At 41.9% G+C, this 22,753-nt stretch carries 24 protein-coding genes; 17 read left to right on the top strand and 7 right to left on the bottom strand.

The features are described from left to right. The first annotated feature begins 2 nt into the window (after positions 1–2). Positions 3–350, top strand: a complete 348-nt coding sequence (locus tag C5469_RS08560) for a gamma-glutamylcyclotransferase family protein (RefSeq protein ID WP_166304938.1) — start codon at positions 3–5, stop codon at positions 348–350. Between the two features lie 101 nt (positions 351–451). Here the strand turns inward: C5469_RS08560 and ppa are convergent, their stop codons facing one another. After that, positions 452–982, bottom strand: coding sequence for an inorganic diphosphatase (ppa, locus tag C5469_RS08555; protein WP_166304936.1), 531 nt, complete (start codon positions 980–982; stop codon positions 452–454). Positions 983–1,397: 415 nt separating this feature from the next. Here ppa and C5469_RS08550 point away from each other — a divergent pair, with 415 nt between their 5' ends. From C5469_RS08550 to C5469_RS24020, 4 genes are all read left to right on the top strand, one after another. Continuing rightward, positions 1,398–2,840, top strand: coding sequence for an L-tyrosine/L-tryptophan isonitrile synthase family protein (locus C5469_RS08550; RefSeq protein ID WP_166304933.1), 1,443 nt, complete (start codon positions 1,398–1,400; stop codon positions 2,838–2,840). Positions 2,841–2,875: 35 nt separating this feature from the next. After that, on the top strand, positions 2,876–4,285 hold the full coding sequence (locus tag C5469_RS08545; protein ID WP_166304930.1) for a hypothetical protein: 1,410 nt from the start codon (positions 2,876–2,878) through the stop codon (positions 4,283–4,285). A 14-nt stretch (positions 4,286–4,299) separates the two neighbouring features. Then, positions 4,300–5,478 (top strand): MFS transporter, encoded by a 1,179-nt coding sequence (locus tag C5469_RS08540; RefSeq protein ID WP_166304927.1) that lies wholly within the window; start codon positions 4,300–4,302, stop codon positions 5,476–5,478. A gap of 219 nt (positions 5,479–5,697) precedes the next feature. Beyond that, the gene (locus C5469_RS24020) at positions 5,698–5,826 is read left to right on the top strand and encodes a hypothetical protein (protein ID WP_278249750.1); all 129 of its coding nucleotides are present in this window, start codon (positions 5,698–5,700) and stop codon (positions 5,824–5,826) included. Between the two features lie 152 nt (positions 5,827–5,978). Here C5469_RS24020 and fbp read toward each other — a convergent pair whose 3' ends face one another. Next, positions 5,979–6,983: a class 1 fructose-bisphosphatase gene (gene fbp, locus C5469_RS08535; protein ID WP_166304924.1), complete on the bottom strand. Its 1,005-nt coding sequence runs from the start codon at positions 6,981–6,983 to the stop codon at positions 5,979–5,981. Between the two features lie 166 nt (positions 6,984–7,149). On the opposite strand from fbp, the gene mpl reads away from it, so the two are divergent. Next, complete coding sequence (mpl, locus tag C5469_RS08530; RefSeq protein WP_166304921.1) at positions 7,150–8,520, top strand: UDP-N-acetylmuramate:L-alanyl-gamma-D-glutamyl-meso-diaminopimelate ligase; 1,371 nt, start codon at positions 7,150–7,152, stop codon at positions 8,518–8,520. 44 nt (positions 8,521–8,564) lie between these two features. On the opposite strand, the gene argR is transcribed toward mpl, so the two are convergent. Then, complete coding sequence (gene argR / locus C5469_RS08525; RefSeq protein WP_054478317.1) at positions 8,565–9,035, bottom strand: transcriptional regulator ArgR; 471 nt, start codon at positions 9,033–9,035, stop codon at positions 8,565–8,567. A gap of 455 nt (positions 9,036–9,490) precedes the next feature. On the opposite strand from argR, the gene mdh reads away from it, so the two are divergent. Beyond that, positions 9,491–10,429: a malate dehydrogenase gene (mdh, locus tag C5469_RS08520; protein ID WP_166304918.1), complete on the top strand. Its 939-nt coding sequence runs from the start codon at positions 9,491–9,493 to the stop codon at positions 10,427–10,429. A gap of 99 nt (positions 10,430–10,528) precedes the next feature. Here the strand turns inward: mdh and C5469_RS08515 are convergent, their stop codons facing one another. Next, positions 10,529–10,795 carry a helix-turn-helix domain-containing protein gene (locus tag C5469_RS08515; protein WP_036770439.1) on the bottom strand — a complete coding sequence of 89 codons (267 nt, stop codon included), beginning with the start codon at positions 10,793–10,795 and terminating at the stop codon, positions 10,529–10,531. Between the two features lie 185 nt (positions 10,796–10,980). On the opposite strand from C5469_RS08515, the gene C5469_RS08510 reads away from it, so the two are divergent. Then, positions 10,981–11,328 (top strand): DNA-binding protein, encoded by a 348-nt coding sequence (locus tag C5469_RS08510; protein WP_166304915.1) that lies wholly within the window; start codon positions 10,981–10,983, stop codon positions 11,326–11,328. 76 nt (positions 11,329–11,404) lie between these two features. Next, complete coding sequence (locus C5469_RS08505) at positions 11,405–11,785, top strand: DNA-binding protein (protein WP_166304912.1); 381 nt, start codon at positions 11,405–11,407, stop codon at positions 11,783–11,785. 22 nt (positions 11,786–11,807) lie between these two features. Here C5469_RS08505 and ispB read toward each other — a convergent pair whose 3' ends face one another. After that, positions 11,808–12,779, bottom strand: coding sequence for an octaprenyl diphosphate synthase (gene ispB / locus C5469_RS08500; RefSeq protein ID WP_166304909.1), 972 nt, complete (start codon positions 12,777–12,779; stop codon positions 11,808–11,810). A gap of 251 nt (positions 12,780–13,030) precedes the next feature. Between ispB and rplU the strand changes: the two genes are divergently transcribed. The 3 genes from rplU to cgtA all read left to right on the top strand — a co-directional run bounded on the left by rplU (position 13,031) and on the right by cgtA (position 14,919). After that, positions 13,031–13,339 (top strand): 50S ribosomal protein L21, encoded by a 309-nt coding sequence (rplU, locus tag C5469_RS08495; RefSeq protein ID WP_166304906.1) that lies wholly within the window; start codon positions 13,031–13,033, stop codon positions 13,337–13,339. Between the two features lie 19 nt (positions 13,340–13,358). Further along, positions 13,359–13,616: a 50S ribosomal protein L27 gene (gene rpmA / locus C5469_RS08490; protein ID WP_054480223.1), complete on the top strand. Its 258-nt coding sequence runs from the start codon at positions 13,359–13,361 to the stop codon at positions 13,614–13,616. 127 nt (positions 13,617–13,743) lie between these two features. Next, positions 13,744–14,919: an Obg family GTPase CgtA gene (cgtA, locus tag C5469_RS08485; RefSeq protein ID WP_166304898.1), complete on the top strand. Its 1,176-nt coding sequence runs from the start codon at positions 13,744–13,746 to the stop codon at positions 14,917–14,919. A 56-nt stretch (positions 14,920–14,975) separates the two neighbouring features. Here cgtA and dacB read toward each other — a convergent pair whose 3' ends face one another. Continuing rightward, positions 14,976–16,409, bottom strand: a complete 1,434-nt coding sequence (gene dacB / locus C5469_RS08480; protein WP_166305158.1) for a serine-type D-Ala-D-Ala carboxypeptidase — start codon at positions 16,407–16,409, stop codon at positions 14,976–14,978. 275 nt (positions 16,410–16,684) lie between these two features. Between dacB and greA the strand changes: the two genes are divergently transcribed. Next, entirely contained in the window at positions 16,685–17,161 is a 477-nt protein-coding gene (gene greA, locus C5469_RS08475) for a transcription elongation factor GreA (protein ID WP_166304895.1), read from the top strand. A gap of 136 nt (positions 17,162–17,297) precedes the next feature. Here the strand turns inward: greA and yhbY are convergent, their stop codons facing one another. Then, complete coding sequence (gene yhbY, locus C5469_RS08470) at positions 17,298–17,591, bottom strand: ribosome assembly RNA-binding protein YhbY (RefSeq protein ID WP_021323300.1); 294 nt, start codon at positions 17,589–17,591, stop codon at positions 17,298–17,300. Between the two features lie 137 nt (positions 17,592–17,728). On the opposite strand from yhbY, the gene rlmE reads away from it, so the two are divergent. From rlmE to glmM, 4 genes are all read left to right on the top strand, one after another. After that, positions 17,729–18,358 (top strand): 23S rRNA (uridine(2552)-2'-O)-methyltransferase RlmE, encoded by a 630-nt coding sequence (gene rlmE, locus C5469_RS08465; RefSeq protein WP_166304892.1) that lies wholly within the window; start codon positions 17,729–17,731, stop codon positions 18,356–18,358. Between the two features lie 57 nt (positions 18,359–18,415). Further along, positions 18,416–20,368, top strand: a complete 1,953-nt coding sequence (ftsH, locus tag C5469_RS08460) for an ATP-dependent zinc metalloprotease FtsH (RefSeq protein ID WP_166305155.1) — start codon at positions 18,416–18,418, stop codon at positions 20,366–20,368. 76 nt (positions 20,369–20,444) lie between these two features. Continuing rightward, positions 20,445–21,293, top strand: coding sequence for a dihydropteroate synthase (gene folP / locus C5469_RS08455; protein WP_166304889.1), 849 nt, complete (start codon positions 20,445–20,447; stop codon positions 21,291–21,293). Continuing rightward, positions 21,286–22,623, top strand: a complete 1,338-nt coding sequence (gene glmM / locus C5469_RS08450) for a phosphoglucosamine mutase (protein ID WP_166304886.1) — start codon at positions 21,286–21,288, stop codon at positions 22,621–22,623. The genes folP and glmM overlap by 8 nt, the downstream gene beginning before the upstream one ends. Positions 22,624–22,753 lie beyond the last annotated feature (130 nt).

Below are 22,753 nucleotides of genomic sequence, written 5' to 3'. Positions count from 1 at the left end.
AAATGCGAATTATTGTTTATGGCAGCTTACGGCGCAAACAGGGCAATCATCACTGGATGACCGATGCTCAATGGTTAGGGGATCACAAGCTAGAAGGCTATGAGTTGTATGACCTTGGGCATTATCCTGCGGTAATCCGTGGTGACGGGAATATTGAGTGTGAGGTATATCGTATCAATTCTACTATCCTGACAGAGTTAGATGATTTGAAACATAATTCTCGGGAATATGTAAGGGAGTTGATTCAGACTCCGTATGGCAGTGCATGGATATATCTTTATCAGTTTCCGGTAGCGGGTTTACGACGGATAAAAAGCGGCGATTGGCTGAAACGCCACGAAAAAGAGTAAGGCGAGGTTCCCTTTTATACTGAAGGTAAAGGGGCTGTGATATCAAAAACCTCTGTCAGAGATCTTCTGGCAGAGGTTTTAATTATGCAGGCAGAGAAAAATTATTTCTTAGCCGCACGTTCGAAAGAGGAGATAATTTCTGCTTTAGCAGCTTCGGCGTTATCCCAACCGTCAACTTTAACCCATTTACCTTTTTCCAGATCTTTGTAGCGCTCAAAGAAGTGGGTGATCTGAGCGCGCAGCAATTCTGGCAAATCGTTCACATCTTTGATGTGATCATATTCTTTGGTCAATTTGCTGTGTGGAACCGCAACCAGTTTGGCATCTTCACCTGATTCATCAGTCATTTTCAGAACGCCAACCGGACGGCAACGGATCACAGAACCTGGTTGCAGCGGGTATGGAGTTGGAACCAGAACATCAACCGGGTCACCATCCAGAGACAGAGTGTTGTTGATGTAACCATAGTTGCATGGATAGAACATTGCGGTAGACATAAAACGATCTACAAACAGTGCACCAGATTCTTTATCAACTTCATATTTAATGGGATCTGCGTTGGCAGGGATCTCAATGATGACGTAAATGTCTTCAGGCAGTTCTTTCCCTGCCGGTACTGAGTTCAGACTCATGAAAGTTTCCTTTATTTCAAACCAGAATGGAGTGGGGGTTATTATAGCCAGAATGAGGGGGAAGTGGAACGATGGCGTGGGATGGTGTCGTTTCCATGCGTCAGTAATACCTTCATAGTGCTGTGAGATATGAAGCTTGGTATTTCAAACATGAGATAAGCATATATTAATTAGTTACGATGAGAATTATCTCATGTTGGTAATTATATGTTTATTTCATTTTATTTAAATTGAAGTTATTTTTTCTAATATTGTTTATTTTATTTTTGTTAATTTTAATTATTTATTGAAATTATTTATGTGTTTAAGTGATTTTGCTCACAATTATGGTTTCTTGATCTGATTATTATTAATATTGTAAGTTAATATACTAATAATAAAGTTGATTCTTATATTAATTACATTGGGAATATGGATGAATTCGGAGAAGATATTTACTACGGACAGGATGAGGACACAGATATCCAGTAGTCATCGTTTAATAGAATTAACGAGAAAATTACGTTATTCTCTTTATCTTGGAGGTGAGACTAATGTAAAGTCAGAATGTATTTCGGCTGATTATTTTTTGGATGAATTTATTCCTTTATTACAAAATGTAATGAATAAATCCATATCACAGCGCCAGAGCGCTACGCTCATAAGAGCAAGAAAATTACAGAACGAATATGAGGTTAAAAATATAGGTATTCCAGAGATCGTAGCTGAATCTCTATTTGATAATTATTTCTTTAAAATTAAGAAAGATTATACACCTAGGAACTATATTCGTGATCAGGTAAAGAACTGTCTTAATAAAGAAGAGAAAATTGAGCTATTATTACCTATTTTATCAAGAAAACCTCTCTCACCTATTAAAAACCGTGGAGGATTGGCTGATTTGGCAGAGATTCAGACCATTATCCGCTGTGCTAAACTTGGGCGTTTGACGAATAATCTTTCCCCTACAGGATGTAAATTTACGATCTTATCGGATGGATTAAAATATAATCGAGCTTGTGGTACTCCTTCTCATATTGTACAGGAATATCAAAATTCCATTGCTTTTTGGATTAAAAAATTAGGAGTTGAAGATGTAATCAATTTTCAGGATTATGAAAGTTGGATTGATAAACGTATGCCATCTAACCGATATACACAAAGAGATAAGATGTATAAAGGACATTGTGATGATTTATCAACTCATTATGATAAATATTTTAGCCATGATGATTTGATGGTATCTTTGCAGAAGATAAATGAGAAAGATGATATTGGTAATCAGCTTTATTACACATTTTTTTCTATTATTACATCCGTTTACTATAAATGCTTATATGATGGAAAGGCAATAAATGAATATTATACTGACTCATATACTCAAAGCCTGTATATTGCCTATATATCCTCATTGCATCTTAACTTAAATAATATTTCCTATATGGGGTTATTGTCTGGTTTTTCAGGTAATTCTCATGTTATCGATATTATATCGGCAATGAGAGATGAAGCCTGGAATGCCGCAAAACGTTATGTTGCAATATCATTAACTGACAGAAAACTTGATACAATCTTTGGTTCTTCTCCTAATGGATTAAAGTTAACGATTCATGGCAAAAAGGATGAATTACATTTTATATCAAGTTCATCAAAAGATGTCGCTATGACCGCTCAGCATTGTGTTGGTGGTCTGGATAATTCTCACGGAAAGTTATCTATTAATTTTAGATATCGTTTGGAAAGGGAAGCCAGAAAAGAGCTACCTGTATTCATTGAGAATCTCCCTGATACATTGTTTAATAGGCAGCATTATGGGCCTTTACTTAATATGGCAAATGCCGCTCAACCAATTTATTATATAGATAATAAAAACAACTAATTGTTAATTTCCCAAAATAAAAAACGAGTAAATATATGGAAAGTAATCTCTTATTCTTAAAAGAAAGAGAAGTTCTTAGTGAGTCTGGGCTTCCTGATTTCCTGGCAAGAAAATGGCGAGAAGAATATTTTGAGCAAGAGGATTCAGAAGTTATCTATTTAGATAACGAGCAAATTAGAGCACTACTTCCTGTGTGGAAAAAAACGATAGACAGAGAAGCATCTGAATTGGTAAAAAAAGCCAGAGGAACACTATCTGGATTACCTGAAGGGTGTATGTATCGTAATATTAATATCCCTGACTGGCATAAAGCGGCACTGATCGTAGAAATTTTTCGCAACAGCGCTATATCAAAGAACGCGGGTGTTCTTGCAACGGAAGAGTTACAGAAAAAGCTAGCGAGTATTATTCATATTGGTGAAATTGTTTTTGTGCTTGGATGGGGACAACCTAAACGCTCTTGTGGTGGTTTGAAAACTTTAGGTGCCTATGCTGATTTTTCTGAATTATATGCGATAGCACGGTTACAGATATTATCAAAAGCATTGAGTTTGGTTACTGGGAATAAGATTTTAATTAAAGTCCTAACAGGGGGAAGTCGTTTTTGGCAAGCTCTTTTTACTCGCCCTGAATTGACACGAGAATATGATAGGCAAAGAAATTCAATAGCGGAATGTTTTGCTGCAGAACAGAGCCGCGTGATGTTTCTTCCATGGACTGAAGAAAACTTTTATCAAAATGAAGATATTGAAAAATTAGTGACTGAACAGGCTAGTTCTGTTGATGAAAATGTCGTCAGCGGAAAGATTAGTACTATTCTATTGAATATTGATTGGGACACTATCATAGATAGCGATTCACTCATATCTCCACATAATATTAAATTGCCGGAAGTACTAAAACAGTTTTTAATTACAAATGGAAACAACGTTAAAAGTACACTCATTTATGCTGGAATAGTTTCACTGCTCAACCCAAGAACACAAAATTATTGGCTTGCGAAAATTGGTAATGAAGAAGTGTTTGAAGCATTAATTTCATTTATGTATAAAGTGGCATATGAATCAGCACGTAAATATATAGCTATTCATACTCTTAATCCTGATTCTGAAAAAATCTTAGAAACTAAAGAGTTGAATAATGCTATTCGTTTGACTGTACATGTAAAAAGAGATCGTCCTGATATTCCTGCAATATTTACATTAGGGGAACAGGGAGGGAATAAGCTTTCTCAGCATGTTATCGCATGTGTAAATAATGAAAGTAAGGTTCATTTTATGACCCATGTTGAGGCTATGAGCTTAGTTAATCGGCCATTAGCGATGAAAGCTGCTTCATCTGATGTTCCTTTTAGCTGGCTTTCCAATGCTCAACAACCATTACTGTATTTTAGCAATGGCTGTGCCGACCCGATTGAAATGCTAAAGAGAATCTCTTTTAATTGATGGAAACATTCGCCATGAACATTTCTCAGAAGAAAAATATTGTATGGTTGGCATTGGGGCAGGGATTAACGGGCAGCATCATTTCATTACTGACGCTATCATCAACCTTGGTTGGTGTACGATTAGCGCCTATTCCTGAATTAGCGACATTACCGGTTACTGGGACAGTTGTAGGCGCGGCGCTGATGATTTATTCCGTTTCGACTTTGATGGAAAAGTTTGGGCGGAGGATTGCTTTTATCATCGGTTCAATGTTGGGGTTATTAGGGTGTTTGATTGCGGGTGGTGCGCTTTTGTGGCACAGCTTTGCTTTTTTTGCTGTGGGAACCTTTGTGCTTGGTGCTTTTAGTGCATTTAACCAATACTACCGTTTTGCTGCTGCTGAAGTTTGTGAAGATGGCGAAAATAAAAAACGGGCCACTGCTTGGGTTGTCGGAGGAGGGATAATGGGCGGATTTCTGGGTCCATTTGTTGCCAGCCAGGGGGTAGAATTATTTCCTGAATATCCTTTCTTTGGTAGTTTCGTTTTTGCCGCTTTAATTTGCTTGCTTACTGCGATTGTTCAGGCGCAACTGACTTTAGGCGACACTGTGGCTAAAAGTTCTGTTGGGAAGGATATACGTCCATTATCTGCATTGCTTAAGGACAGGGCTTTCTTAATGGGCACCGCTAGCTGTGCAATCGCGTTTTCTGTTATGACGCTATTAATGAACTCAGCGCCATTAGCGATGCATCATCATCATTTTTCGATAGTGAATAGCGCTGTTGTACTGCAATGGCACTTTGTTGCTATGTACGCTCCTGCATTGTTATTGGTAGGATTAGCAACAAGGCTACGTTCTGAGATGATTATCGTGTTGGGAGTAGCGATGAACCTTATTGGTATCTTGCTAGCATACAGTGGAACTTCATTTTTCCATTTCCTTAGTTCACTTATCATGTTTGGTATTGGTTGGGCTTTTATGTTCAACGGTGGAACGTTCTTATTGAATGCTTTTTCTCACTCTATTCATAAGTCTCGTATTCAAGGAATCAATTCACTGATTACCTATGTACTGAATGCGATTGCCTCCCTGTCGGTGGGTGGAATGATGGCAATGGGAAATGGATGGGATCTTGTCAACACAATTGGGTTAGTTGGCGTGATAGCATTGCTGGCAATCTTGCTGGCAAATAAATGGAAAAAAGGGTAATAAGGTCTGTTTGAGCCTGTTTGGTCGTTTTTCAACCTATATACCCTATGGATTTCAGGATGTATCACGGCGGCAAGGGAGCGAATCCCCGGGAGCATAGATAACTATGTGACTGGGGTGAGTGAGTGCAGCCAACAAAGAGGCAACTTGAAAGATAACAGGTATAGTGACTGGCATAAATATTAGGGGTGGGAAGTCCCCTGAGGTATCCCCATAATTATGCCTGCGCTGACTTCCCTACATCTCTATCGTCAACGGACGCCACATCTGCTGTTATCAATGGTGCGTCATTGGTTCTCACCAGTATTGGCGACACTTACCCGGTTACGTTGGCGGAGAATGTCCTGAGGTATTCTCCGCAGTTATTTGTCAGGACCTCACTGGATAAATCTTTAAAATTACTCAGCCAGCGATACACAGAAATGATTTTAGTTTACTAAGGGATTTGTGGGGATACCTCAGGGGAAACCCCACCGTTTATTCATAATTAACCGATGAAATTATTCATCTGAAAATTCAGCCATAAAACTTTCGGCTTTCTCTACCATTGATTTACTGCCAACAAAGAAAGGCATTCGCTGATGCAGTTTAGACGGGATGATATCCAGAATGCGGTTGGCACCATCACTGGCTTTGCCTCCGGCTTGTTCAGCCAGAAATGCCATTGGGTTACATTCATACAGCAGGCGTAATTTTCCTGATGGGTGGCTGGCGGTACTTGGATAGATGTAGATGCCGCCTTTCAGTAAATTGCGGTGGAAATCAGCAACCAGTGAACCGATATAACGAGTGGTATAAGGACGCTGAGTCGCTTCATCCTGTTCCTGACAATACTTGATGTATTTCTTTACTCCCATAGGGAATTTGATGTAGTTCCCTTCGTTGATGGAGTACATATTGCCTTTGGGGGGGAATTGTACTTTTTCATGGGACAAGCAGAACACCCCAAGAGATGGATCGTAAGTAAAGGCGTGCACACCGCAACCAGTTGTATAGACCAGCATAGTTGAAGAGCCATAAACAACATATCCGGCTGCGACTTGGCGGTTACCCGGTTGCAGGAAATCTTCTTCAGTGACGGGTTTGCCGACAGGTGTAATACGGCGATAGATAGAGAAGATAGTACCAACGGAAACGTTTACATCAATATTGGAAGAACCATCTAGTGGGTCCATCAAAACAACATATTTTGCATTTTCAGCGCGGTCGCCTTCAAAAATAACGATATCGTCTTCTTCCTCTGAAGCGATACCGGCAACTTCACCGCGTGCTTTTAGTGCTGCTTTGAGTTTTTCGTTAGCATACAGGTCCAGCTTCATCTGCACTTCACCCTGGACGTTGGATACGCCGCTGGTTCCTAAGATATCCACTAAACCGGCTTTATTGATATCACGGTGAATAATCTTTGCTCCGAGCTTAATAGCAGAAAGCAATGCAGTGAGTTCACCTGTGGCATGAGAAAAATCGTGCTGCTTTTCGACGATGAATTCGCCTAATGTTTTCATGACGAAAGTCCTGAATGTGATTTGATAGTGGTTTCTGAGTGTCCATTGCACTCTTGCGCGGGCAGTTTAGCCAAAGAAAGGGATGATTCATAGGCTATTCCATTTCTTAATCTTGCTTTTGATGGTTAGAATAGTGACTAACTTCATGCTATGGAATGGAAAATCAATGCGTATTCATATTCTTGGTATCTGCGGCACTTTTATGGGTGGACTGGCAATTTTGGCACGTTCTCTTGGCCATGAAGTGACGGGGTCAGATGCCAATGTTTATCCACCAATGAGTACCTTACTGGAAAAACATGGGATTAGCCTGATTCAGGGATATGACCCGGCACAGTTAGAGCCTGCGCCAGATGTGGTCATCATCGGTAATGTTATGAGCCGCGGTAATCCTTGTGTAGAAGCCGTGTTGGAACGTGGCCTTCCTTATACTTCTGGCCCACAATGGCTACATGACTATGTTTTGCCTGAGCGTTGGGTTCTGGCAGTTGCTGGCACTCATGGCAAGACAACAACCGCCGGTATGTTAGCTTGGATTCTGGAAGCTTGTGGCTATAAACCGGGTTTTTTGATCGGTGGTGCCCCGGGTAATTTTGAAACATCAGCTCAGATCGGGGAAAGTCCGTTTTTCGTCATAGAAGCTGATGAATATGACAGTGCTTTTTTTGATAAACGATCTAAATTTGTTCATTACAGTCCACGCACGCTGATTATGAATAACTTGGAATTCGATCACGGTGATATTTTCGGGGATCTGGCAGCTGTTCAGAGACAATTCCATCATCTTGTCAGGATTGTTCCTGGTAATGGCAAGATTTTTGTCCCAGATAACGATATTAACCTGAAACAGGTTTTGTCTATGGGGTGCTGGAGCGAATTGGAACAGGTGGGTGAAACCGGTAACTGGCAGGCAAAAAAGGTAAGCACAGACAGCAGCGATTATCGGGTGTTTTATTGTGGTGAAGTTGTCGGAGAGGTGAATTGGTCATTAGTTGGCGAACATAATATGCGGAATGGGCTGATTGCGATTGCAGCTGCACACCATGTTGGTGTTCAACCAGCGGATGCTTGCCGTGCTTTGAGTGATTTTATTAATGCTCGCCGTCGTCTTGAACTACGCGGTGAGGAAAACGGCATTACTGTTTATGATGATTTTGCGCATCACCCAACAGCAATTTTGGCAACACTCGAAGCCCTGCGTAGTAAGGTTGGAGGAACTGCCCGTATTATTACCGTACTGGAACCGCGTTCAAATACAATGAAAATGGGTATAAGTAAGAATGAGATCGCACCAGCGTTGGGGCGTGCTGATGAAGTGTTCTTATTCCAGCCAGCTAATATCAAATGGCATGTATCAGAAATTGCAGATCACTGTGTTCAGCCTGCGTATTGGAGTGCTGATATCGATTCGTTGGTGCATATGATTGTTGATAAGGCACAACCGGGGGATCATATTCTGGTTATGAGTAATGGTGGGTTTGGTGATATTCATGAAAAATTACTCTCTAAGCTGAGTAAAAAAGCTTATCAATCCTGAAAATGGCAGCAGGAAAATGAATCGCGCCATGTTGGCGCGTTCATTTAAAGCTCTTGTTCGAAAAACCTAAGGATGGTTCCACGCAGCTGTTCTGCGGTGAAATCTCTGGCAGGCGTAATGAAAATGGTGTCATCACCTGCAATACTGCCGAGTATACCTTCTGCTTTGCCAAGAGAATCCAGCTGACGAGCAATAAGCTGAGCAGCACCAGGGCTTGTGCGAATTACAACTATGGAATGGTTGTGATCAACGTCCAGTACTAGATTTTTTATTGGGCTAGTGGCGGTAGGAACACCAAGCTCGGCAGGCAGGCAGTAAACCATCTCCATTTTAGCATTACGGGTGCGAACAGCGCCAAATTTAGTGAGCATTCTGGAGACTTTGGATTGGTTAATGTTCTCAAAACCTTCTTCCAGTAGAGCGGTGACGATTTCGCCCTGAGAGCTAAATTTTTCCTCTTTCAATAACGCCTTGAAAGCTTTTATTAAATCTTCCTGTTTAGAGGGAGTACGCATATTCCACCATATTCAATCAATTATGAAAGTTGCATTATGCATATTAGTGAATTTTTATGCAATAAAAATGATTGTTCGACTAAGTTGCAAAGCATAAGTTAGTCTTATGATAAATAGAAATTCACAAAATATGAATATGATGAATTTGTTTTCTACAGTTGGTTATCTGGTGAATATATTGTTAATCAAATGATATTGTTTAGTATTGTTGTTGGGTGTAAGGTATTTAACCGATTTTTTCATAAAATCATAGGACAATTCTTAAAATAGTGTCCGTTATCTCATTAACAGATAAGCATTTTGCCTAGAATACCGCGACTTTGACGTCCCATGATTAGAGCGTAAGTCCACAATTTGGCTGTTAATAGATTGTTTTTCAAAACGTAGTAATCTATGGTTTGTAACCAGATGAATTCACAGCATTTTAAAGTATAAACGATTTAAGGAGTATCAGGATGAAAGTTGCAGTTCTCGGTGCAGCCGGTGGTATTGGTCAGGCTCTTGCTCTTCTACTAAAAACCCAGCTTCCTTCAGGTTCAGAACTCTCTTTATATGATATCGCTCCAGTTACCCCTGGGGTGGCTGTTGATCTGAGCCACATTCCAACGGGAGTGAAAATTAAAGGTTTTGCTGGTGAAGATGCTACTCCAGCGTTGGAAGGAGCGGATGTTGTATTGATTTCTGCAGGTGTTGCTCGTAAACCAGGTATGGATCGTTCAGATCTGTTTAATGTTAACGCGGGTATTGTCCGTAACCTGGTAGAACAAGTGGCTAAAACTTGTCCGAAAGCACTGGTTGGTATCATTACTAACCCAGTTAACACAACTGTAGCTATTGCAGCCGAAGTGCTGAAAAAAGCAGGTGTATATGACAAAAACCGTCTGTTTGGTATAACAACCTTGGATGTTATCCGCTCCAATACTTTTGTTGCTGAATTGAAAGGTAAAAATCCACAGGAAATTGAAGTGCCGGTAATCGGTGGTCATTCTGGTGTGACTATCCTTCCTCTGTTGTCTCAGATCCCCGGTGTGAGTTTTACTGATGAAGAGTTGGCCGCTCTGACTAAGCGTATTCAAAATGCAGGTACTGAAGTTGTTGAAGCTAAAGCGGGTGGCGGATCTGCAACTTTGTCTATGGGACAAGCTGCTGCTCGTCTGGGCCTTTCTTTGATCCGTGGCTTACAAGGCGAAAGTAATGTTGTGGAATGTGCCTACGTTGAAGGTGATGGCGAGTATGCCCGTTTCTTCGCTCAGCCGGTTCGCTTGGGCAAAAATGGTGTAGAAGAGCGTTTGGACATCGGTAAGCTGAGCGATTTTGAACAGAAAGCATTGGAAGATATGTTGGATGTATTGAGAAAAGATATAGAATTAGGCGAAAATTTTATTAATAACTAATTAATATATTTTATAAATAAAAAATATATCCGTGAAGCAATAAAAACCGCTGGTATGACAATTACCGGCGGTTTTTATTTAACGAATATAATTCATTAGCTAATTATTTGTTTGTTCGCGTATTTTCCTTTCTAATAATTCTCCCGTGTTTGGATCAAAATAACGACTCGGCCAAATTTCGGAGGGGTGTATTTCCAGATAATTCGCAATTATCCATTCCCCTTTTGGCCATGGGCGTGATAGTGCATTAGCCAGTGTAGATGAGCTAAGCCCCGCTTTGCGTGATACTTCAGCTAAGGTTGTTCCCCGCTTGCGTAAAGCTGCAATTATGTCAGCAGGATGCCAATCAGATTTCCTTGAAATCATTTTTAATCCTTTTTTTATTAAATTTGATGCTATGTTAGTGGTATAAATAACAGGTCTGCATGAGAGCAATAACGAACTTAAACTTGTTATTGAGAAATAAAATAGCATTATTTTTCTGAAAATATTTCCAAATTTTTTCTTAAAAGCTTCTTTTTTGAACTTGGTTACAAAAATAGAGAAACGTGATGAAAAAAGAGTGGTATTCGGCCAAGGAATTAATCGGCGTGGGTGAGTTACCTGGATCACCACAAGGAATTAATGCCAGAGCAAAACGTGAAGAGTGGATACGTCAGAAAAGACGGGGCGTACAAGGTAAAGCAGTTGAGTATCACTATTCCTGTTTTCCGGAAACGACCATTGCAGCACTGGAACTTCATGAATCACCTTCTGAGTATCAGGTGCAGAAGCAAGATCCTTTATCGGTTTGGGTCGGTGCTTTCTACCAGTTGTCAGAATCTGAGAAACAGGCAGTAACAGCCATGATTTTACGGGATGGTATCAGAAGTTTTTTGGAAAAAATTTATGTTATTTGACCTATTTTGGGAAAGTAAAAATGCCAACTAACTTGGCTTCTTCTTCATTATCCCGGTGCAAAGTGAGAAGAAAAGTATGAAAAAAGAATGGTACTCAGCTAAAGAGCTGGTTGGTATTGCCGGACTTCCTTCTTCGCCACAGGGGATAAACCTGATGGCAAGACGAGAAGGATGGGAATATAGACGTAAACGGGGTGTTCAAGGCAAGGCTCTTGAATATCATATAAACAGCTTGCCTGAAGATGTACTTAATGTGTTATCCGTAGGGGAAAGTACTATTGATTACACAAATAAAAGGCAGGACCCATTTTTAATTTGGGTCGAGGCTTATTATCAACTGACGAAAGTTGAGCGAGAAAAAGTTGTGAAATTTATTCTGCGGGAAGGGCTGGCAAAACTGATTGGTTATATTGATGTAGGTGTTGAAGACACAGAGAAAAACCTGGAGTCAGATTAATTCCAGGTTTTGTTATTATTAATTAAGAAAGACGTTGTACAGCAATATGAGCTAACCCCACAAGTGCTTGCTTGTATGGGGAGCTTTCCAGTACCTGCAAAGCAATAATTGCTTTATCTGCTTCTTCTTCTGCTCGTTTACGGGTGTATTCCAGCGAGCCGCATTGTTTCATTGTTGTTAGTACGGTTTCAAGTAAGTGGCGGCCGTTACCTTTTTCAATCGCTTCACGAATAAGTGCCGATTGTTCTGGATTACCATGATTCATAGCGTGTAATAATGGCAATGTAGGTTTACCTTCATTAAGATCATCGCCAGTATTTTTGCCTAATGTATTGCTATCGGCATCATAATCAAGTAAATCATCAATTAGCTGGAATGCAGTGCCTAAGTAACGCCCGTAATTTTGTAAAGCGGTTTCTTGTTCTGGTGTAGCGTTAGAAAGAATTGCAGAAGAGTGAGCGGCAACTTCAAATAGCCGAGCTGTTTTACTGTAAATCACCCGCATATAATCATCTTCAGAGATATTTGGGTCATTGCAGTTCATTAACTGTAAAACTTCACCTTCAGCGATAACATTGGTGGCTTCTGACATCAATTTGAGAACCCGCATAGAGTCAAGAGCTGTCATCATCTGGAAAGAGCGAGTGTATATAAAATCACCAACCAGTACACTTGCCGCATTACCAAAAGTGGCATTGGCGGTTGCTTTGCCGCGTCGCATATCTGATTCATCTACAACATCATCATGTAATAGGGTAGCTGTATGGATGAATTCAATTAATGCAGCAACAGTAATATGCTTATTACCTTGGTAACCCAATGCTTTGCCAGCCAGAATGGCAATTATTGGGCGAATGCGTTTTCCTCCTCCACTGATTATGTAGTAGCCCAGTTGATTTATAAGGATAACGTCAGAATTTAACTGACTAAGAATGGCTTCATTTACCGCTGCCATATCATCAGCGGTTAGCTTGATAATAGATTCTAAATTCATGTTTTTTTCGGCTATGAGTTCTAATGCAGAGCTGTGTTCATATTAACGTTACAAGAGTTATCGCTGTGTCTTGATTGTACTCGAAAAACAGTTCAAATAAATGACAATTCAGAAACTACGTTTTTTTATCTTCTGCTCTAATTCTGCTCTTGTCTTCTTAGGCTTTTTTGCGTAGAATTCGCGCCCTATTATGAATATTTATAGCGCGCTCTGGAATGATATATAGGGGGCGTGCGGAAAGCGGAGTTTATATGTACGCGGTTTTCCAAAGTGGTGGTAAACAACACCGAGTCAGCGAAGGTCAAACAATTCGCCTGGAAAAGCTGGACATCGCAACGGGTGAAACTGTTGAGTTTGACCAGGTTCTGATGGTCGCTAATGGTGATGACATCAAAATCGGCGCTCCTGTCGTTGAAGGCGTTAGAATCAAAGCTGAAGTGGTTGCTCATGGTCGCGGCGAGAAAATTAAAATAGTTAAGTTTCGTCGCCGTAAACACAGTCGTAAGCAGCAGGGCCACCGTCAGTGGTTCACTGATGTTAAAATCACTGTCATCGCTTAAGATTTAGGAGAGCAGATTAATGGCACACAAAAAGGCTGGCGGCTCAACTCGTAATGGCCGCGATTCTGAAAGTAAACGTCTGGGTGTAAAACGTTTTGGTGGCGAGTCTGTATTAGCAGGCAGCATCATTGTCCGTCAACGTGGTACTAAATTCCACGCTGGCAATAACGTTGGTTGTGGTCGTGACCATACCCTGTTCGCACTAACTGACGGGAAAGTTAAATTCGAAGTTAAAGGCCCGAAAAACCGCAAATTTATCAGCATCGAAGCTGAATAAGTTTTTCGAGTTATAAACCGAATCAGAAGCCCTGCAATGTGTTGCGGGGCTTTTTATTATTCTCAATACGCCATCTCTGGGTAAAACAGCCGTCCAGCACTATATGGCTCTCATACGGAGAAAAGATATGAAATTTGTAGATGAAGCCAGAATACTGGTTGTTGCGGGGGATGGTGGCAATGGTTGTGTTAGCTTCCGCCGTGAAAAATATATTCCGAAAGGTGGGCCAGACGGTGGTGACGGTGGAGATGGTGGAGATGTTTATCTATTGGCAGATGAAAATCTCAACACATTGATTGACTATCGTTTTGAAAAATCTTTTCGGGCAGAACGTGGACAAAATGGTCAAAGCCGGGATTGTACAGGTAAGCGTGGTCAGGATATCACTATCAAAGTGCCTGTAGGTACGCGTGTTCGCGATGTGGCAACTGGTGAGGTTCTTGGCGATATGACGCGCCATGAACAGCGTTTGATGGTAGCTAAAGGTGGGTTTCACGGACTCGGTAATACCCGTTTTAAATCTTCTGTCAACCGGGCTCCTCGCCAAAGAACGATGGGAACTTCAGGTGAAACCCGTGAACTGATGCTGGAGCTGATGTTATTAGCGGATGTTGGTATGCTGGGGATGCCAAATGCGGGCAAATCCACATTTATCCGCTCTGTTTCTGCTGCTAAACCAAAAGTTGCAGATTATCCGTTTACAACTCTGGTACCAAGCTTGGGTGTAGTAAGGATGGATAACGAGCAGAGTTTCGTTGTCGCTGATATTCCAGGGCTTATTGAAGGTGCTTCTGATGGCGCTGGCTTGGGAATCCGTTTCTTGAAGCATTTGGAACGTTGCCGAGTACTACTGCACTTAATCGATATCTGTCCTGTTGATGAATCGAATCCTGTCGAAAATGCTCGGATTATTGTCAACGAGCTACAGCAATACAGTGAAAAGCTGGCACAAAAACCACTCTGGTTAGTATTCAACAAAGTTGATCTGTTGGAGCCTGAAGAAGCTAAACAGCGTGCGCAAGCCATTGCTGATGAATTGGGTTGGGAAAGTAGCTTCTATATGATCTCCGCGGTGAATCGTCAGGGCGTTCAAGAGCTTTGCTGGGATATCATGGAGTTTATGAAAACTCAGCCGCGTAATATGAGTACGACAGAAGGTGAAGCTCAGCCTGAGAAAGTTGAATTCATGTGGGATGATTACCATAAAGAGCAATTGGATCAGGTTTCGGAAGCAGACGATGATTGGGATGACGATTGGGACGAAGATGACAACGAAGGTGTTGAGTTTATTTATAAACGCTGATTCTTCCGTTCTTTCACTATAGTTAAGGGCGCCACATGTTTGTGGCGCTCATTGTATTAGTTGTATTGGTAGAGATCTTTATATAGCCTGCTTTCAAATCTCACTAAAGGAATTCGGCGGTTACGATGTTCTTTTGGTGGTACGGCATAGGCAGAAATAAACTGTACGAAGGCAATTCGCTGACCATTGGCAGTGGTTATAAAGCCAGCGAGATTATAAACTCCTTGCAGGGCACCGGTCTTAGCTGAAACTTTTCCATTTACTCCTGCTTCATCTAACCCTCCCCGATATCTCAGCGTGCCGTCATGACCCGCTAATGGCAGCATAGAAATAAAATCTAATTCTTGATCATGTTGAGCAATAAACTGTAACACTTCTATCATGGTTGCTGGAGTGATCAGATTGTGGCGGGATAATCCTGAACCATCCACCATAACGGTATTTCCCAAATCGATACCGGCTTTTTGTTTTAATACTTGCCGCACAGCATCAGAGCCTGAACGCCAGGTTCCTGGTATATTAAAGTGTTGTTGGCCTATTGTTCGGAATACAGTATCAGCGATCATATTGTCAGATTTTTTCAGCATGACTTTCAACAGATCATGTAATGGTACTGATTGATTCTGAGCCAGGACTTTACCGGGTTCAGTGGGTAAGCTTTGGCGTTTGAGATTGCCTGTTACTTCAATTCCTGCAATTTGCAGTTCGTTTTTGAGAATTGCCCCTGCATAGCTGGCACCATTCTGAATAGCGAAAGCCAGTGGTAATGGTTCACTACGTTGAGTAAGGCATCCGGTTAGGGTAAAACGGTTAAGTTCTCCGGGAACCACATCCAACTCACAGTACTGGCTTTCAGGTGATCCTTTTGCCAGGGTTTTAACTTCACTGAACATATTCACTGGATAAAAGGATGCGACACGGATAAATGCAGTATCGCCGGGACGTTCCGCGCTATACAGTGAAACTGAAAAACAGTTTCGATCCACAATTGCGGCAGAAGGTGGAGCACTGAAACATTGGGTCATGTCATTCCATACCCAACCGGGAGCTTTATCGTGGCTGGCAAAAGCGGAAACATCTATCAGAAGATCCCCGTCAATTTTTTTCACACCAGATTGTTGTAGAAAAGTAACCATATTGCGAAGTTGTTGACGGGTCAGTGTCGGATCTCCAACAAAACGAGCAGTCAAATTTCCTTTTAAAACACCATTTGAAATTTTGCTATTACTTTCTAGTGTGGTGATAAAGCGATAGTCTTTGCCCAGTTGCAATAATGCTGCAAGGGCCGTGACAACTTTTAGAGTACTTGCTGGTAGAGCCATTTGCTGGCCGTGATAATCAAGTAACGGTGTATTGGCGCCAACTTTTTGGGCGATTAACGCCAGATTAGTACCGTCAGGCAAATATTGTGCATATTCCTCAACTGGTGTGGCATTTGCGTTGGTGATAGTCAAATACAGCGTGGTAACGCAAACTAATCTGCTGGCCATTTTAAAAAGGGACATAAATTTCGCATGTGGATGTGGACATACCACAATACTAAGGTGCAAAGTGGGGAAAAGTAAACGATGACCCATCATCAAGTCTACGTTAGAATGACACATTAATATGTAGAAATGATTGTGAACTCTGGGTAATCCTGTGGTTTACATTACTGTTTATTGTCTGGAAGCCCGCCCGACAAGGCGTGCTCATTGTGCTGTTATCTGAAAACATCAGGATGATGCTTGGTTTTTGCTCAGGAAAGATTTAGAGGATTAATATAATGAAACAGATTCCAATGACGGGACGTGGCGCGGATAAGTTGCGCGAAGAGTTAGATTATCTGAAAAACGTACGTCGTCCAAAAATTATTTCAGACATTGCTGAAGCGCGTGAACATGGTGATCTGAAAGAAAACGCTGAATATCATGCAGCTCGTGAACAACAAGGTTTCTGCGAAGGTCGTATCCAGGAAATTGAAGCTAAGCTTTCTAATGCACAAGTGATTGATGTCACAAAAATGCCCAAGACTGGACGTGTTATTTTTGGTGCTACAGTTACAGCTTTGAATGTAAATACTGATGAAGAGCAAACTTACCGGATTGTAGGTGATGATGAGGCTGATATTAAAGAAAATTTAATTTCCGTGAATTCACCGATTGCTCGTGGCCTGATTGGCAAAGAGGTTGATGACGTTGTGACTATCAAGACGCCTGGTGGTGAAGTTGAATATGAAATCTTGAAAGTTGAATATATTTAAACTTTAGGATCAGCCTGTTGCTGTCGATTTCCGTTAGGTAAAGTTACACTAGAATTGTATAGAAAGTAAAAAAGGCCGGATTCGGCCTTTTTTATCATAATAATGCGCATGGCATTTTTATATAAATGTGATTTGATTATTTAGGTAAAATAATTCTGCGTTCTTCCGATTGGCGGTAAAGAACCAGAATTTTCCCGATAATTTGCACATTATATGCGCCGGTCTCGCGAACAATTGCATCGGCGATCAAATTTTTGATTTCACGATCTTCGCCTGCGATTTTGACTTTGATAAGCTCATGGTGTGCCAGCGTTTGTTCAATTTCAGCCAACACGCCTTCAGTCAGACCGTTGTTACCGATCATAACGACAGGTTTTAACGGATGAGCGAGACTTTTTAGGTGTTGTACTTGTTTTTTGTTAAGAGTCATTGTTTTTTTGCTTAGTTAGGATTGAAAACGGGACATTCTACCGCCATCTCATATCTATCACCATAAATAGTGTGTTGTGGTTTTGGTGTGTCGAGCAATAGATATCTGGCTCTTTATTAGTATAGTTGGAAAGGACAATGGCCAATAAAAAACGTTCGGCAAGTTCCAGTCGCTGGTTACAAGAACACTTTAGTGATAAATATGTTCTTCAGGCACAGAAAAAAGGGCTGCGTTCTCGCGCTTGGTTTAAACTTGATGAAATTCAACAAAGTGACAAAATTTTTAAGCCTGGCATGACCGTTGTCGATTTAGGAGCAGCCCCTGGTGGATGGTCTCAGTACGCAGTGAGTCAAATTAATGAGAATGGGCGGGTAATTGCCTGTGATCTTTTACCGATGGACCCAATTGTTGGAGTCGATTTCCTTCAGGGAGATTTCCGTGATGAACTTGTATTGAAAACATTGCTTGAGCGAGTTGGTAATAACAAAGTCCAGGTAGTCATGTCGGATATGGCACCCAATATGAGCGGAACACCTGCGGTCGATATTCCTCGATCCATGTATCTGGTTGAATTGGCGTTAGATATGTGTCGTGATGTGCTGGCCCCCGGGGGGAGTTTCATCGTCAAAGTATTTCAGGGAGAGGGCTTTGATGAATACCTGAGGGAAATTCGCTCCCTGTTTACGAGTGTGAAAATTCGTAAGCCAGACGCTTCGCGGGCACGATCGCGTGAAGTATACATTGTAGCGACAGGGCGGAAACTGTAGTACCCTGAATGCTATTTGTTAACACAGTTGTAATATGAGGTTAATCCCTTGAGTGACATGGCGAAAAACCTGATTCTCTGGTTAGTTATCGCAGTTGTGCTGATGTCGTTATTCCAGAGTTTTGGCCCCAGCGATTCTAATAGTCGTAGGGTGGATTACTCTACCTTCATCAATGAGTTAGCCCAGGATCAGGTGCGCGAAGTTCGTATCTCAGGTCGTGAGATTAATGTTAGTAAGAAAGATAACAGTAGATATACCACTTACCTGCCAGTGCAGGATGAGAAGCTGTTAGATACCTTACTAAATAAGAATGTAAAAGTAGTTGGTGAGCCGCCGGAAGAACCAAGCCTGCTAACCTCTATTTTCATTTCTTGGTTCCCGATGTTACTGCTTATCGGGGTCTGGATTTTCTTTATGCGTCAGATGCAAGGCGGTGGTGGTAAGGGGGCGATGTCATTTGGTAAAAGCAAAGCCCGTATGCTAACAGAAGACCAGATTAAAACCACTTTTGCTGATGTTGCTGGTTGTGACGAAGCAAAAGAAGAGGTTGGTGAACTGGTGGAGTACTTACGTGAACCAGGCCGTTTCCAGAAATTGGGTGGGAAAATTCCGAAAGGTATTCTGATGGTAGGGCCACCGGGTACCGGTAAGACCTTACTGGCAAAGGCAATTGCTGGTGAGGCGAAAGTGCCATTCTTTACAATCTCTGGTTCTGACTTTGTTGAAATGTTTGTTGGTGTTGGTGCATCCCGTGTTCGTGATATGTTTGAGCAGGCGAAGAAAGCCGCACCTTGTATCATCTTTATCGATGAGATTGATGCAGTAGGCCGCCAGCGTGGTGCTGGCTTGGGTGGTGGTCATGATGAACGTGAGCAGACTTTAAACCAGATGCTGGTTGAGATGGATGGTTTTGAAGGTAACGAAGGTATTATCGTCATTGCTGCGACCAACCGTCCTGATGTACTTGATCCAGCGTTACTGCGTCCTGGCCGTTTTGACCGCCAGGTTGTTGTTGGTCTACCAGACGTACGTGGTCGTGAACAGATTTTAAAAGTTCATATGCGTCGTGTTCCTTTGGATACTGATGTTGACGCTTCGGTTATTGCACGTGGTACTCCAGGATTTTCTGGTGCTGATTTGGCGAATCTGGTGAATGAAGCTGCTCTGTTTGCCGCCCGTGGCAACAGACGTGTGGTGTCTATGGTTGAATTCGAAAAAGCGAAAGACAAAATCATGATGGGTGCAGAACGCCGCTCCATGGTGATGACGGAAGAGCAAAAAGAATCAACTGCTTATCATGAAGCAGGCCATGCAATTATCGGTCGTCTAGTTCCTGAGCATGATCCTGTTCATAAAGTTACCATTATTCCGCGTGGCCGAGCTTTAGGCGTGACTTTCTTCCTACCGGAAGGTGACCAGATTAGTGCCAGCCGCCAGAAACTGGAAAGTCAGATTTCAACCCTGTACGGTGGTCGTCTGGCAGAAGAGATTATTTACGGTCCGGACAATGTTTCTACTGGTGCATCTAACGATATCAAAGTAGCGACCTCAATCGCCCGAAATATGGTGACACAGTGGGGGTTCTCGGAAAGACTTGGCCCATTGCTCTATGCGGAGGAAGAAGGTGAAGTGTTTCTTGGACGTTCAGTTGCTAAAGCTAAACATATGTCTGATGAAACAGCTCGTTTGATTGATCAGGAAGTTAAGGCAATTATCGATAATAATTATCAACGTGCCCGCCAGATTTTGATGGATAACCTTGATATCCTGCATTCAATGAAAGATGCATTGATGAAGTATGAAACTATTGATGCACCTCAGATTGATGATTTAATGAATCGCACAAATGTGCGACCACCGGCAGGATGGGAAAATGGTAATGGTAGCAACAATAACAGCCGTCCAGCAGATAATACATCTCCGCCACAGCCTGTAAAACCAACTGGTGATATCGATACATCGGTACAAGGTGGCGAACAGCCAGGGAAACCGGGAAACAATGATCGGTAAGTGTTCCTGAGTCTGGCAGATATACTCATCAAACCCCAGGTAAGCCCTGGGGTTTTGACATTAAAGGCAGACCAACATGCAACTCATAGCCAGAGGTAGTGTTCTCGATCTTTCTCGCCCACAAGTGATGGGTATTTTGAACGTTACTCCAGATTCATTTTCTGATGGTGGTGCTTACAATACTTTTGATATGGCCTTACGACATGCGGAAGAGATGATTACTGAAGGAGCTGCGATTATTGATATCGGTGGAGAATCTACCCGTCCGGGCGCTGATGAAATCAGTGAACAGGAAGAAATAGATCGGGTTGTACCGATTGTTGAGGCTTTAGCTCAGCGCTTTGATATCTGGATTTCTGTTGATACATCAAAAGCATTAGTTATGAGTGAATCGGCAAGAGCTGGCGCTTGTTTGATTAATGATATTCGTTCATTGCAAGAGCCTGGTGCCTTAGAAAGCGCTGCTCAATCTGGCTTACCTATTTGTTTGATGCATATGAAGGGGCAGCCACGGACTATGCAGGATGCGCCACATTATGAAAACGTATTGGGTGAAGTGAAACAATTTTTTACTAAACAAATTGAACGTTGTGTTGCGGCAGGGATAGAAAAAAATAAACTTATTCTTGATCCTGGCTTCGGTTTTGGTAAGAGCTTGACACATAATTATCAATTATTGGCGCATTTAAACGAATTTCATCAATTTGGCTTGCCTGTGCTAGCAGGAATGTCTCGTAAGTCTATGATAGGTCAGTTGCTTAATGTGCCGCCACAAGAAAGGGTTGCCGGTAGTGTGGCCTGTGCTGTTATTGCTGCTATGCAAGGAGCGCAGATTATCCGGGTACATGACGTTAGAGAAACTGTGCAGGCAATGCGAATTGTCGAAGCAACACTTTCAGCAAAGGAAGAGAAAAATTATGAGTAATCGTAAATATTTTGGTACTGATGGCATCCGTGGCAAAGTGGGTGACAGTCCGATTACGCCGGATTTTGTGTTAAAGCTCGGTTGGGCTGCAGGTAAGGTATTGGCCCGTCATGGTTCTCGTAAAATCATTATTGGTAAGGATACCCGTATTTCTGGCTATATGTTGGAGTCTTCTTTAGAAGCGGGTTTGGCAGCTGCTGGTTTATCTGCTTCATTCACTGGTCCTATGCCAACACCTGCTGTTGCTTATCTGACCCGTACTTTCCGCGCTGAAGCTGGAATTGTTATCTCTGCTTCTCATAACCCTTATTACGATAATGGTATTAAATTCTTCTCTATCGACGGCACAAAACTGCCAGATGATGTGGAAGAAGCTATTGAAGCTGAAATGGAAAAACCACTGACTTGTGTAGAGTCTGCTGAATTGGGACGTGCAAACCGTATTGTCGATGCGGCAGGTCGCTATATTGAATTCTGTAAAGGCACATTTCCGAGTGAGCAAAGTCTAAATGGATTGAAAATTGTGCTTGATTGCGCTAATGGCGCGACTTATCACATTGCTCCAAATGTACTTAGAGAATTGGGGGCTAACGTTGTGACGATTGGCTGCGAGCCAAACGGTATTAATATTAACGAAAAATGTGGCGCTACCGATGTTCGTTTATTGCAGCAACGTGTTGTGGAGGAAAAAGCAGACGTTGGTTTGGCATTCGATGGTGATGGTGATCGCGTTATTATGGTTGACCATTTAGGGCAGAAAGTTGATGGCGACCAGATCCTTTATATTATTGCTCGTGAAGCATTGAGACTGGGACAACTGCGTGGTGGAGTTGTTGGTACGCTGATGAGTAATATGGGATTGGAGTTGGCATTGAAACAGCTTGGTATCCCATTCTTGCGTACTAAAGTGGGTGACCGTTATGTACTGGAAAAACTACAGGAAGAAGGTTGGCGTTTAGGCGCTGAAAACTCTGGTCATGTTATCCTGCTTGATAAAACCACTACAGGTGATGGTATTGTTGCTGGCCTTCAGGTTCTGAGCGCAATGGTGCGCAACCATATGAGCCTGCATGATTTGTGTAGTGGTATGAAACTTTTACCGCAGGTGTTGGTGAATGTTCGTTTCTCCGGTTCACATGATCCACTTCAATCAGAAAATGTAATTAATGTCACCAAGTCTGTTGAAGCTGAATTAAATGGCTGTGGACGAGTATTGTTACGTAAGTCTGGTACTGAGCCATTGATTCGCGTCATGGTAGAAGGTGAAGATAATGAGCAGGTAACCGCTCTGGCGCATCGTATTGCTGATGCAGTGAAACAAGCCGGTTAATTTGTTGTTTTTTTCTTCAAGTGATTCTGATTATTGAAATTAACCTTGCGTATCAGGTGTGGTTTGGTTAGTATTCAGACCCACTCAGTCAGGCGATTAACCTGTTTGAGTGGGTGATGCAGTATTAAGG

The organism is Photorhabdus cinerea (genome assembly GCF_011189575.1).
GTDB lineage: Bacteria > Pseudomonadota > Gammaproteobacteria > Enterobacterales > Enterobacteriaceae > Photorhabdus > Photorhabdus cinerea.
This window is presented reverse-complemented; position numbering and strand designations above follow the sequence as displayed.